This is a genomic window from Bacillus rugosus (assembly GCF_023238245.1).
In the GTDB taxonomy this organism is placed as follows: Bacteria; Bacillota; Bacilli; order Bacillales; family Bacillaceae; genus Bacillus; species Bacillus rugosus.
On record NZ_CP096590.1, the window covers coordinates 177,501 to 190,467 of the forward strand.

Annotated in this window: 11 protein-coding genes; 5 read left to right on the plus strand and 6 right to left on the minus strand. The window is 43.4% G+C overall.

The window, feature by feature from the left end; translation table 11 throughout:
* Positions 1 to 123: 123 nt before the first annotated feature.
* The 5 genes from M0696_RS01015 to M0696_RS01035 all read left to right on the plus strand — a co-directional run bounded on the left by M0696_RS01015 (position 124) and on the right by M0696_RS01035 (position 6,104).
* Positions 124 to 1,392: an aspartate aminotransferase family protein gene (locus M0696_RS01015; protein ID WP_222143427.1), complete on the plus strand. Its 1,269-nt coding sequence runs from the start codon at positions 124 to 126 to the stop codon at positions 1,390 to 1,392.
* Positions 1,389 to 2,339, plus strand: coding sequence for an inositol monophosphatase family protein (locus tag M0696_RS01020; RefSeq protein ID WP_166854479.1), 951 nt, complete (start codon positions 1,389 to 1,391; stop codon positions 2,337 to 2,339). Before M0696_RS01015 ends, M0696_RS01020 begins: the two co-directional genes overlap by 4 nt.
* Positions 2,314 to 3,360 carry a zinc-dependent alcohol dehydrogenase gene (locus tag M0696_RS01025; protein WP_222143428.1) on the plus strand — a complete coding sequence of 349 codons (1,047 nt, stop codon included), beginning with the start codon at positions 2,314 to 2,316 and terminating at the stop codon, positions 3,358 to 3,360. Before M0696_RS01020 ends, M0696_RS01025 begins: the two co-directional genes overlap by 26 nt.
* Positions 3,361 to 3,600: 240 nt before the next feature.
* Entirely contained in the window at positions 3,601 to 5,037 is a 1,437-nt protein-coding gene (locus M0696_RS01030; RefSeq protein WP_166854477.1) for a SulP family inorganic anion transporter, read from the plus strand.
* 146 nt (positions 5,038 to 5,183) lie between these two features.
* Positions 5,184 to 6,104: a bile acid:sodium symporter family protein gene (locus M0696_RS01035; protein ID WP_248602742.1), complete on the plus strand. Its 921-nt coding sequence runs from the start codon at positions 5,184 to 5,186 to the stop codon at positions 6,102 to 6,104.
* 15 nt (positions 6,105 to 6,119) lie between these two features.
* On the opposite strand, the gene M0696_RS01040 is transcribed toward M0696_RS01035, so the two are convergent.
* The 6 genes from M0696_RS01040 to M0696_RS01065 all read right to left on the minus strand — a co-directional run bounded on the left by M0696_RS01040 (position 6,120) and on the right by M0696_RS01065 (position 12,956).
* Positions 6,120 to 6,866 (minus strand): alpha/beta hydrolase, encoded by a 747-nt coding sequence (locus M0696_RS01040; protein ID WP_222143429.1) that lies wholly within the window; start codon positions 6,864 to 6,866, stop codon positions 6,120 to 6,122.
* On the minus strand, positions 6,863 to 7,873 hold the full coding sequence (gene feuC / locus M0696_RS01045) for an iron ABC transporter permease FeuC (RefSeq protein ID WP_222143430.1): 1,011 nt from the start codon (positions 7,871 to 7,873) through the stop codon (positions 6,863 to 6,865). Before feuC ends, M0696_RS01040 begins: the two co-directional genes overlap by 4 nt.
* Positions 7,866 to 8,870, minus strand: coding sequence for a FecCD family ABC transporter permease (locus tag M0696_RS01050; RefSeq protein WP_084992765.1), 1,005 nt, complete (start codon positions 8,868 to 8,870; stop codon positions 7,866 to 7,868). Before M0696_RS01050 ends, feuC begins: the two co-directional genes overlap by 8 nt.
* Positions 8,871 to 8,888: 18 nt before the next feature.
* Positions 8,889 to 9,842: an iron ABC transporter substrate-binding protein FeuA gene (gene feuA, locus M0696_RS01055; protein WP_222143431.1), complete on the minus strand. Its 954-nt coding sequence runs from the start codon at positions 9,840 to 9,842 to the stop codon at positions 8,889 to 8,891.
* Between the two features lie 90 nt (positions 9,843 to 9,932).
* Positions 9,933 to 11,522 (minus strand): bacillibactin transport transcriptional regulator Btr, encoded by a 1,590-nt coding sequence (btr, locus tag M0696_RS01060; protein WP_222143432.1) that lies wholly within the window; start codon positions 11,520 to 11,522, stop codon positions 9,933 to 9,935.
* 189 nt (positions 11,523 to 11,711) lie between these two features.
* Positions 11,712 to 12,956, minus strand: coding sequence for an exo-beta-N-acetylmuramidase NamZ family protein (locus M0696_RS01065; protein ID WP_222143433.1), 1,245 nt, complete (start codon positions 12,954 to 12,956; stop codon positions 11,712 to 11,714).
* Positions 12,957 to 12,967 lie beyond the last annotated feature (11 nt).

Below are 12,967 nucleotides of genomic sequence, written 5' to 3' on the forward strand. Positions count from 1 at the left end.
CCCTCAATGCAAACGTTAACAAATAGTTAACAAATTTTACTATTTATGTAGTTGACATTAATTTCTAGAATTTATACGATGATTAACGAGTTTTACATATTTTATTGAATAGGGGTGTTGTTAGTGGGGACGAAAGAAATTACGAATCCAGACAGTTTGTATTACAAAGTGGATGATGTGGTCATGGAAAGAGGTGAAGGCATCTATTTGTACGATTCAGAGGGCAATGAGTATATCGATTGTGCCTCTGCTACTTTCAACTTGAATTTGGGTTATACCAATAAAGAAGTTATTGATACAGTCAAAGAACAGGCTGACCAGCTGATACATGTCACTTCTTCCTACCAAACCAACGCCGTTAATAAACTAGCTGAAAAACTTGTAGAAATCTCCCCCGACAATCTCACTAAAGTTCACCCTAAGGTTAGCAGTGGCTCTGCCGCGAATGAAGGAGCTATTAAAATGGCCCAGAACTATTCTGGAAAGACAGATGTCATTTCTTTATTCCGGAGCCATCTTGGCCAAACGTATATGATGTCTGCGCTATCCGGGAATTCATTTCGAAGAGAGCCGTTCCCCCCTCAGTTTTCTTTTGGTTTGCAGGTGCCTGACCCCTATTGCAACCGTTGTTTTTACAATCAGAAACCAGATTCATGCGGAATGCTTTGTGTAGAAAGAATTAATGATTTTATTGAATATGCGAGTAACGGAAAAATTGCAGCGATGATTATTGAACCGATCTCCGGCAACGGTGGAAACATTGTTCCGCCTAAGGAGTACTTTAAGCAGTTAAGAAAGCTCTGTGATGAGCATGATATTGCACTTATTTTTGATGAAATTCAAACCGGATTCGGCCGGACAGGCAAGATGTTTGCCGCTGATTACTTTGATGTGAAACCGAATATGATGACTGTCGCGAAAGGATTGGGAGGCACGGGATTCCAGGTTGCCGCTACCCTGACGGAGGAAAAGTATATGGGATTAGCCGGCCACAATCACTCATTTACTTATGGCTCGAATGTGATGGCTTCGGCAGCTGCTTGTAAGACAATCGAAATCATGCAGCGGCCGGGCTTCTTAGAAAATGTAACAATTGTTGGGAATTATATTATGGATTCCTTAGAGCATATGAAGAAAGAATTTACATTTATGGCTGACGTCAGAGGCGTAGGTTTGATGATCGGTGTTGAAATTGTAAAAGAGAATAATGAGCCTGATGTAGAGCTGACCAATTATATTGCCAAGCGGGCTATGGATTATGGGTTAATTTTGCGGACTTCCCGTTACGGATTCGGAAATGTATTTAAAATCCGTCCGCCGCTCACAATTACGCTTAGTGAGGCTGAGGTGCTTTGTTTCAAACTTCGTAAGCTATTGGAGGATATCAAGTGAAAGAATATATTATAGAGCTCGGAAAATTTGTTTATGAAGAAGTGAAGGGACAGAAAGGAACACTGAAAAACCGGTTAGTCAATGGGTATTCCCCGGGCGGAGATGCACAGTTTAACATTGATGCCGCTGCTGAGAACGCAGTGCTGGAATATGTGAAAAGCAAGAAAGAGTCAGTCGCGTTTTATACGGAAGATGGCGGTCTGAAGATATTTGGAGACAATCCTCAGTATATTTTGATCGTTGATCCGATTGACGGCACCCGCCCGGCAGCTGCAGGACTTGAAATGTCTTGTATTTCTATCGCATTGGCTGCATACAAGCCTGATGCAAAGATTAAGGATATTGAATTTGCTTTTCTGCTTGAGCTGAAAACAGGTGCCTATATGTACGCGGATGTTTATTCTGAGGGAATCTATTATGAAGGTTATCGAGGCACCCTGCCGAATCTCAGTAAAGTAACAGATATTAAACATATGTTCTGGAGCCTTGAGTTTAATGGGCATCCCGCGCACCTAATGATTGATGCGTACGGTCATTTGATTGATCAGTCAGCCAATAATGGCGGTGTATTTGTTTTCAATAGCGCTTCTTATTCAATCTCCAGAATTATTACAGGGCAGATGGATGCTTATGTGGATATCGGTAATCGTTTATTAAAGGACGATCCTGCGCTGTTGAAAGATTTTCAGGATGTGGGGAATGGACAGGTTCTGCATCTGTTTCCTTATGATATTGCCGCAAGTGTGTTTTTGGCGAAAAAAGCGGGAGTTGTCATTACTGATGCGTATGGTAAGTCCTTGGATGATACACATCTGACGGATCTTAGCTACAATAACCAGCAGTCATGCATTGCTGCGTCAACGAAGGAGCTGCATCAGAAGCTGCTGGATCAAATTCGCTGGGACGGAAAGGAAGAGACATATGAAAGCGTTGGTCTGGACTCCTAATGATCGGCTTGAAATGCAAGAAGTAGAAGAACCTCAAATCAAAAAAATGAACGATGTGAAAGTAAGAATATACGGGACAGGCATTTGCGGAACGGATTTAAATGTGCTAAAAGGAAAGATGCATGCGACTCATAATATGATCCTAGGCCACGAATCTGTTGGAGTGGTGACAGAAACGGGGCCTGAGGTGAATAACGTTAAGCCTGGTGATCGCGTGGTGATCGATCCGACTCAGTTTTGCGGAAAGTGCTATTATTGCAGGAAAGGATTAACCTGTTATTGTGAGACATTTGAAGACTGGCAGTTGGGATTAGGAGCGCATGGCACTTTTGCCGATTATTACGTAGGCGAGGACCGTTTTATGTATAAAATACCTGACGATATGGAATGGGAACGAGCCACTTTAATTGAGCCGCTTTCCTGTGTATTAAATGTGGTAGAGCGGGCTGCAATAAAACCTGACGATTCTGTACTGGTGCTAGGGTCGGGTCCGATCGGGCTGCTTGTGCAAATGATGGTGAAAAAATTATCAAGGCTGACGGTTGCGACTGAGGTGGGAGAGTACCGAACAGAAGCGGCAGGCCTGATATCCGATTATGTTTATCATCCGCAGGATCTAACGGTGGACGAGGTCAGACGCATTAATCAAGGGAGAAAATTTGATGTGATTTTTGACGCGATCGGCAATCAGCTTGATTGGGCGTATCCATTAATAGATAAGGGTGGCAGGCTTGTGCCAATGGGATTTGATGATACGTATGAGATGAAAATCAGGCCTTTCCAGCTGCTTTCTAATGGCGTGACAATCGTTGGAACGGGAGAGGCTCGCCAGATTATGGAGGATGCGGTTTCATGTGCCGCGGACATGCCTCAGCTTTCTGAACTGATTACGGAGAAAACCTCGCTTGAGAACTATGAGGCTGCCATTCAAGAATTGATGGGCATAGATCCGTTTTCAAATGAGAGAAAAGATATTACTGCAGTTAAAACGATTCTTGTTTCTCATCCGGATATGATATAATGCAGCGAAGTGGCTCAAACTAAGTTTGAGCCATTATTTTCTTCAGCATTCATCTTGCGTATTTGATCAAAATTTAATATGATACTCTTTGTATAATAACTCCTTGCCTCAATACAACATACTCAACGTTTCCCCTTTTTCCCCGATCGTGTTCCTTTTCATATTCTCCCGTAAAATAAAGTCAGCTCCCAATACAACTAATACGGTGCGGATTTATTTTTTAAAAAGGAGTCGTTATATTTGAATAATAGTTTTACATTAAAGCAGCAATGGTTCGGGAATATCCGAAAAGACATTCTTGCTGGCATTTTAGTTGCGTTAGCATTAATACCTGAAGCAATTGGCTTTTCTATTATAGCCGGTGTTGATCCGATGGTCGGTCTTTATGCGTCATTTTGTATAGCCATTATTATTTCTATTTTTGGCGGCAGACCAGGCATGATTTCAGCTGCGACTGGCTCAATGGCGGTCGTTATGGTTTCGCTGGTTGCTGATCATGGGCTTCAATATTTATTTGCGGCAACGATTTTGACAGGAATTATTCAGGTGATTTTAGGTATCAGTAAAATTGCGAGATTAATGAAATTCATCCCGCGTTCTGTGATGATTGGGTTTGTGAATGCGCTGGCGATCCTTATCTTCTCTGCGCAGCTTCCTCAGTTTGAGGGTGCTTCTTGGAGCATGTATGCAATGCTTGCCGGGTCGTTGGTAATTATTTATGTACTCCCGCGATTTACGACTGCGGTTCCGTCTCCACTTGTCGCGATTATTGTGATGACGATTATTGCGGTTACTTTCCATGTGGATGTACGGACGGTCGGAGATATGGGCAATATTTCTAGTTCTTTGCCTCATTTCTTAATCCCTGATGTTCCGTTTACCTTTGAAACGCTGCAAATCATTTTTCCTTATTCGATTGCTTTAGCGTTTGTCGGATTGCTGGAATCTTTGCTGACAGCACAGATTATTGATGAGATGACGGATACGGACAGTGACAAAAATAAAGAGAGCCGCGGACAGGGGATTGCGAATATCGTGACTGGGTTCTTTGGCGGCATGGCAGGCTGCGCTATGATTGGACAATCTGTCATTAATACAAAAGCGGGCGGCCGCGGACGTTTATCTGCATTTGTTGCCGGGGCTTTTCTGATGTTTTTAATTGCCGTTTTGAGTACTGTCGTCGTGAAAATTCCGATGGCAGCGTTAGTGGCTGTTATGGTTATGGTTTCTGTCGGCACATTTGATTGGTCTTCTTTAAAAGGCCTCAAAAAAGCACCGCTCACAGACTCAATTGTCATGGTTGTGACTGTGATTACGGTTGTTGTGACAGACGACTTATCGAAAGGCGTATTCGTCGGCGTTCTCTTAAGCGCCGTGTTCTTTGTGGCAAAAATCTCGAAGCTGAAAATTGTTTCTCATGCAGAGGATCAAAAGCTGAGAACGTACAAAGTGAAGGGGCAAATCTTTTTTGCGTCAGTGACTGATCTTACGAATGCTTTTATTTATCAAGAGGATATTGAGCGAGTTGTGATTGACTTAACTGAGGCCCACGTATGGGATGATTCAGGAGCGGCAGCGCTTGATAAGATTGTTGCGAAGTTTAAAGAGCAAGGAATTGAAGCCGAAGTAAAGGGTTTGAACAATGCTAGTAAAGCTCTTATGAAGCAAATGACATAAAGTGTGAAAGCCCAGATTGATGAGATCTGGGCTTTTTTATATCACATATGGCTGAACAGCATTGATATAATAGAGTGAGAAAGAAATATTTAATAGGAGACTTGTATATGACGCTTCAGAAGCTGAACCGTGTATTGGGGAAAGTCATGCCGCTTTTAACGCCGACTAGTGTGGTGCTGGGCGTGCTGCTGTCTCAGTTTTTAAACGGATATGAATGGGCTGTGCCTTGGATCTTTGCTTTTATTACGTTTGCAGGCAGTTTGAGCGCTAACTTTCAATCTTTGAGACATGCATTGTCTCATCCTCTTCCTATGATTCTTGCATTATTTGTTCTTCATATTTTTATGCCGCTTTTTGCCTGGGGCAGCGGCCATCTTATCTTTAAAGGAGATCCTTTGACGATCACCGGCTTAACATTGGCTGTTGTGATTCCTACGGGGATTACAAGCTTGATTTGGGCAGCGATGTACAAAGGGAATGTCGGTTTGACGCTTTCGATTATTTTGGTTGATACTGTGCTGTCGCCGTTGATCGTACCGCTGAGCCTTTCATTGCTGGCCGGCGCTCAGGTTCATATGGATGTGTGGGGAATGATGAAAGGGCTGATTGTGATGGTCGTGATTCCTTCTTTTCTGGGCATGCTGTTTAATCAGATCTCATCTCCAGAAAGAACCGCATCTGTTAGCAGTGCGCTGTCACCTTTTTCAAAGCTTTGCCTGATGTCTGTCATTGCGATTAACAGTTCAGCAATTGCTCCTTATTTCAAAGCGATTGACTTGAGATTTGTAGGTATAGCTGTGACGGTTTTCTTTATCGCGTTAACCGGCTATGCCGCTGCTTGGCTGATCGGAAAAATGATGAAAAGGCGGCAGGAGGAAATTGTATCTCTTATTTTTACGGGAGGCATGAGAAATATCAGTGCCGGCGCAGTTCTTGCCGTTACGTTCTTCCCGTCCCAGGTTGCCGTTCCGGTGGTGATCGGCATGCTGTTTCAGCAGATACTGGCTGCTTTGTTTGGCTATATGCTGAATCGTTTTGAACTAAAACCTGTATTGCAGAAAGCATGAAAAAACCGCTCAATTCTACGAGCGGTTTTTTCCGTATAGCCATTCGAGCGCGATGATGAACTGTTGGCAGAAGTACTTGCGGTGATGCACCGCCCCTTTTTCAATTGAAAGACATAGTTGCTTTTCAGTGAAGCCTTTTTCTTTTAAACTTTGATGCACTTGCTTTGTATTCTGCAGCATATGTCGCTGAATGGATTGTTTTTCACGGCCTTCTTCACTGCCGACAGACATAAAAACACGTGCAGGGCCGGGCTTTAAAGAAGATAAATGAATGGTTTCCGCTGCGTTTTCGTACCAGTAGGAGCCTGAGATAGAGCCTATTTTTCCAAACACAGACGGATACTTTAATAAGGCGAACATTGAAATGAGGCCGCCTAATGAGGCACCAATCATTCCTCTTGATTGCGGTTCCCTGGTGACGTTCCAGTTTTCTTCGATAAATGGAATGAACCGGTTTGTTATGTCAGACAGATAGTGATATCCCAAGCCTCCGAAGTCCGGGAACCGATCACTGAGTGATGCAGCTGGCCAAGGGGTATATTCATCCAGCCGGTTTTCGGGTATGATACCGATCAGCACGAGTTCGGGCAGCCTTCGCTGTTGAAATTTGTTTTCTAATAATTCGATTTGGCCCTGAAACAAAAAACTGCCATCCTGCAAGTAAACAGCAGGAAATCCCCTGCTGCCTGGGCTGTAGGAAGGAGGAAGGTACAGCGTGAACCTCCTTTTTCCAGCTTTGTGTTCTGAAAGAGATCCTTTCAAGCATTCTCCCCCTTTTTTTGCTTGAAAAGCAGATATAAGAAATAAGGAACACCGAGGATCGCCAAAATAATGCCTGCGGGCACTTCAGCTGGCTGGAAAAACAGCTTTCCGGCAAAGTCTGCGCTTATCACAAGCAGCATGCCGATTAAACCGCTCAGTGGCAAGATGTCGCGGTGTTCGACACCAGCCAGTCTCCGTGAGATATGGGGAGCAATTAAGCCGACAAACGCCATGCTGCCCGCTACGGAGACACAGGCGCTGATGATTGCTACGCAAGCGACGAGCAGGATGGTTTTTTCTTTATTTGATGAAATACCCAGGCTTCTGACTGTGTCTTCATCAAAACGAATGGTGTCGAGCAAGCGGGACTTGGCGATAAGAATAGGTATAAATAACAGCATCCAAGGGAGAACGGCTGTGATATACGTCCAGTTGGCAGACCAGATGCTTCCGTTTTTCCACACCATGGCCATTTGATAGTCTTGCGGGTCCATTTTTAATGATAAAAACAGAGACAAGGCGCTAAATCCTGAATTGATCGCGATTCCTACCAGAATAATTCTTCCTGAATCTAAATTGCCTCTGTGCCACGCAAATATGTATATCAGGATCGCCGCAATCAGTCCGCCTATCAATCCGAAGATTGGCATTCCCATCGCCGCAGCTATGGATGTCACTTCTTTCTGGCCTTGGAACAATAGCATAAACGCGACAATCCCGGCTCCCGCTCCTGCGTTGATTCCGAGAATTCCCGGGTCTGCAAGGCCATTACGTGTGATGGCTTGGATGACGGCGCCTGCAATGCCTAGACCGAGTCCAATAATAGCTGCTATGACAACCCGCGGCAGTCTTAAATCGAACAGCAAAATGTCATACTGCGGATTCGGATCAATCTGAAAAAGAGTGGAGAGCAATTCAGCCGGACGAACAGAAAATGATCCGCTCGTTAAGCTGAAATAGCTGACAACGAGAATTAAAGCGATGAACACGGCATATTTTTTAGCCATTTTGCTCCCCTCCTTTTCGTTTAATCAAATAAAGGAAGAAAGGCACACCGATAATAGATGTCACGACTTCAATCGGTGTTTCAAACGGATAATTGATAAATCTGCTTGCGAGATCACATAGGGTTAAAAAGATTCCGCCTAAGATGCAGGAACATGGAATCAGCCTGCTGTAATCAGAGCCGACGAGAAATCTCGTGATATGCGGAACAACTAATCCGACAAACGCAATTTTTCCGGCCAGCGCTACTGCACTGCCGGTTAAAATGATGACTGAAAGCATCGCCATGATTTTAATGGTTTTTTTCTTTTGTCCCAGACTTTTAGAAATGTCATCGCCTAATGATACAGCGGTCACCTTTTTGCTGAGAGAAATGGCCATTACGATGCCAATTAGGAAAAACGGAGCGGCTAGCTTCAGGAAATCAGGACTCATTTGATGAAGTCTGGCGCTGTACCAGAAACTGAGATCTTGTGAGATTTGAAAATAAATCGACATGGCCGCTGATAAACTGCTGAGCAGCATGCTTGTGACTGTGCCAATGATGGCTAGCTGCACGGGGGTAAACCCGTTAGGCATCATGGCAGCAAGACTGAATACTAACACAGCTCCTAATGCTGAGCCGATAAAAGAGTAAATGATCATTTCAAACGAAGACGATTGCGGGAGCAGAACCATACAAAGCGTGATGATAAACGCGGAACCATCTGAAACGCCCATAATGGAGGGCGAAGCTAAGTAATTGCGCGTAATGCCTTGCATAAGTGCTCCAGAAACAGCAAGGGCTGCCCCTATGAGCAGAGCGCCGGCAGCCCTTGGAATCCGGGAATGCCATATAATTTGATGGTCTGTGTTTCCCGGATCGAAATGAATAAGAGATGTAAAAACAATATCTGTGCTTAGGTGCTTTGCGCCATATAAGATCGAAAGCAGCAGCGACAGTGCAATAGCAAATGGAGAAGTAATCAATATGATACGTGTCCACTGTTTTGAATACATACAAAAACCTACTCTGAATTAGTTTTGTGTCAATTTTTCAGCAGCCGCTTTCAGGAAGCGGACTTTGCTCCAAGCTGTGCCGCCTTGTGCGAGAGGATCCACTGAGTTGACGTACACATGATCTTCCTTGACTGCTTTAAGGCTTTTCCAGATTGGATTTTTCTCTAAATCTTTTAAGGCATCAGGTTTGTCTGCATTTTCATCATCAGAAAATTGGACGAAGATATGGTCAGGATTCATTTCACTTAATTTTTCTAATGAAATCAGCTCTTGCGCTTTTGCAGCTTTTACTTCATTCGGCGCTTTAAGGCCTAAATCACCATAAAGTGTGGAGTTGAAGTACACCTGTTCAGGGTAAATGTAAATGTTGCCTTGTCTGATTCTGATGACAAGCGCTTTTGAATCTTTTGCTTTTTCATTGATTTTTGTTTTTGTTTCTTTTAAATCTTGTTCATAGTCTGCGATGATTTTTTTCGCCTTTTTCTCTTTTCCAGTCAGCTGGGCAAGCAGCATCATGTTTTCCTTCCAGTTTGAAGAGATATGAGAAACTGGGATCGTCGTGCCGGCTGTGCTGATTTTTTGCAGTGTTTTTTCCGGGAATTTTGTTGAAGCAAGGATGACGTCTGGCTTCATTTCAAGAATCTTTTCAATGTTTGGCTCCATTTTTTCTCCGGTTGCTTCGGCTTTATCAGTGATGTCTTTGAACATATCAGGGAATTTGCCGGAGAATGAAATTGCGCCTTGCGGATGAACGTCAAGCAGTTTCGCATCTTCCATTGATTCTACGCTTCCTGTAATGGCAATTTTGTCTGTCGGTACAGGTACTTCATATGTTTTATCCAGGTATTCAATTTTCTTCTTCTCAGACGATGTGCCGCTTGCTTTGCTGGCAGTCGATTCATTTTTGCTGCCACAAGCTGCCGCCGTCAGCGCGAGAAGCAAGATTAATAAGGTAAGAGATATCTTTTTCATCTATAGAGCCTCCTGTTCAATTGATAACTATTATCAATTGGAATTATAGAGAATGAACAGATATAACACCATGGACAAATTCCAAATTTATCATGGACAATCACCGGATAGTAAAGAAACGGTTTGCTGAACGATCCGTTCGTGCCCGCAAGCTGAGTATTCATTCCAAGGGTCAAAGGATAGAAGATACACACGTTTGTACCGCACAGCGCTTAAGTTTTGCCAGGCTTCTGTCTGCTGCAATTGCTGGTAATAAGCAATGGTTTCAGGCTCTTTAAATAGAAAAAGCATTATGCAGTCAGCTTGGTAATTTGCGATATTTTCTAACGAAATGGCTTGATCTAAAGGCGTATCTGGCGTTTTTGCCGAGCGGAGTCCTAAATCGCCAAAGAAGACTTCGCGGACGCTTCGATTATGTGCCAGATAGAAGTTTTGCTTATGCAGCCTCAGAAACAGAAAACGCAGCCCTTGGGCGTGCTGAAGTGTTTTTTTGGCGGCCGCCGTCTGCTGGTCATAAGACGCGAGCCACTTTTCTGCTTCAGACTCTTCCTTTAAGAATGAGGCAGTTTGCAGAAAGTGAGTTCTCCAGCTTTCTCCTGAAGGAAGATAATTGACTTCTGCGATACGATTCAAGCGATTTTGTTCTTCTAGAGAAATAGAATCCATGCTGAAAATCACATCTGGTTCAGCCTGAGATAACGTGTGCAGGTTTTCTTCCCATTTTTCATTAAACCGGTATGCGCTGAGCTGGACGGGAATATCTGTCGAATAATGCTGATAGTAGTAAGACGTCCATTTTGGATGCAGCGCGGCCGCAAACGGTATGTGATGAAGAGGGATGAGATGGCCCATTGTGCCCTTTCCGTATGCAGCAATTTTTTTTCGGCGTTTTTTCATATAGCTTGTAGGTGAACAGCCTGTATGCTTTTTAAAGATTCTGCTGAAATAAAATTCATCTTGATAGCCAGTTTGATGAGCGATTTCCTTTAATTTGCAATTTGATCTAGCCATGAGCCGTTTTGCTCGTGTGATTCGCGTTTTTGTGATGAACTCTGTTACACTCTGACCTGTCCATTTTTTAAAACTTTCGCTGTAGTGTTTGGCGCTGATTCCGGCCATTTGCGACAGCTGGGCAAGTGTAATTTTTGTATCTGCATGGGTCTCGATATATTGTTTTGTTTTTTCGATTGCTGAATGTGTATCCGTCTGCTCAGAAAAACTGGCAGTGAAGAGGTCATAAACCAGGCTTTGTACTTCAATGGCGCATTTTAGCTGAGAAAGCCGAGTCGATTCATTCCATAGCGCTGCCAGCTCCTGAAGCCGGACTGTAAGGTTTTCGATATGTGAAACATTCACAAGCTTCAGTTTGGCTAATTCCGTTTCTGTACAGGGTGTTAAGATATCTTGCCCGGTTTCCTTGACATAGCTTTGAAGCCTGATCAGACAGGCATCTATATGACCTTCGGCTGCGGGCGTAAAGCCAAAGGTCTCGTTAGGCGGACAAACATAAAGTGTCTTTTTTTGCAGAGGACTGATGTTTGTTCCGATTGAAATATGGCCGTTTCCTTTTAAATGAAAGATCAGTACAAATGAATCCGCTAATTGCTGTTCTGAGAAGAGATCACTTGTTTTTTTTAGATATTCAATTTGTATGGGATGATAAATCACTGTATTTTGCAAGAGTAGACCACCTTTTCAGAAACATTCAATTGATAATCATTTTCAATAAAATTGTACCAAATAAATGAAAGTTTTCCTATATAAAGCTGGTGGGTTTTTGTCATAAAAAAAAACCTTACTCAGATATAAAAGTAAGGGTCTTTTGTTCGGTAAGAAAATGTTACACGTGTAACATACGATGCTTACGTCTTAATAGATAAGATATTTTTTTCTTGTTTTGCTGAATTGCTTGAGTGGTTTTTTGTAGTTGTCTATGATGTCTTTAATAGAAGTGCCGTTTTCAATTTTTGTCCTGATCCAGCCGTTGCCTGCCAGTTTATCAAATGAACCTGTTGATAGGAACTCAAAACTTTCAGGATAGAGGTCGTGTATTGTTTTAATGAGTGACAGACCTGTTTTAACCGCTTCAAACTTTTCTCTGTCTGTCACATAGAGCTGCACACCGTGGCAAAGCGTTCCTTGATGTTTAGAAAACGTCGGCGTAAAGGAAGCTGCCCTGAATGTGACTCCCGGCAGATTGAGGCTGTTTAATGTTTCTTCAAGCTCTGTGCTTTTGATAAAGGGAGCCCCAATTAATTCGAATGGCTTTGTTGTCCCCCGCCCTTCGGATATATTTGTTCCTTCAATCAGCCCGGTTGCAGGATAAACAAATGTGCTCTCCACCGTCGGCATGTTAGGTGAAGGGAGGACGAAAGGCAGTCGGGTATCGTTAAAATCCATTTTTCGTTTCCAGTGTTTCATTTTCACCACTGTCAGATCGGCATCAATGTCAAATTCCTTGTTGAACAGTAAAGCTAATTCGCCTATGGTCATTCCGTGCTTTAACGGAATGGGATACAATCCGACAAACGAGGCGTATTCAGGTTCTAAGACTGGCCCTTCAATATGATTCCCGCCTTGAGGATTCGGACGGTCCAGCACCATAAAAGGAATGCCGTTTTCTTTAGCGGCTTCCATTGCGTATGCCATTGTATAAATGTACGTGTAGTACCGGGTCCCGACATCCTGAATGTCAAACATAAGAACATCGACATTTTTCAGCATCTCTGGTGTCGGTTTCTTCGTTTTTCCGTAGAGGCTGTATACGGGAATTCCGGTTTTTTCGTCAATGTAAGAGCCTACTTCGTCTCCCGCCTGAGCGTCTCCGCGTACGCCGTGCTCAGGGCCGAATAACGCTGTCAGCTTGATATCGGGGTTCTCGTAAAGAATATCAACACTGCTTTTCAGAGATGCGTTTACGCCTGTTGGATTGGTGATCAATCCGATTCGTTTTCCTTTGAGTTGTTTTTTATAATCCGGGAAAAGCGTGTCTATGCCGGTCTGGACTTTAGGTTTTTTAGCCTTTTGATTCTTGGAATCGGATGATGCTGAGGCAGCTGTTATCGTTCCGAACATCATAAGCCCTGTGAGAAAAGCGAATATTGTTTTTCTCATGTGTCCCTCCT

Coding starts and splice junctions, on each gene's coding strand:
- M0696_RS01065 (WP_222143433.1), bottom strand. CDS start 12,956: ATGAGAAAAACAATATTCGCTTTTCTCACAGGGCTTATGATGTTCGGA.
- M0696_RS01050 (WP_084992765.1), bottom strand. CDS start 8,870: ATGTATTCAAAACAGTGGACACGTATCATATTGATTACTTCTCCATTT.
- feuA (WP_222143431.1), bottom strand. CDS start 9,842: ATGAAAAAGATATCTCTTACCTTATTAATCTTGCTTCTCGCGCTGACG.
- M0696_RS01035 (WP_248602742.1), top strand. CDS start 5,184: ATGCCGCTTTTAACGCCGACTAGTGTGGTGCTGGGCGTGCTGCTGTCT.
- M0696_RS01025 (WP_222143428.1), top strand. CDS start 2,314: ATGAAAGCGTTGGTCTGGACTCCTAATGATCGGCTTGAAATGCAAGAA.
- feuC (WP_222143430.1), bottom strand. CDS start 7,873: ATGGCTAAAAAATATGCCGTGTTCATCGCTTTAATTCTCGTTGTCAGC.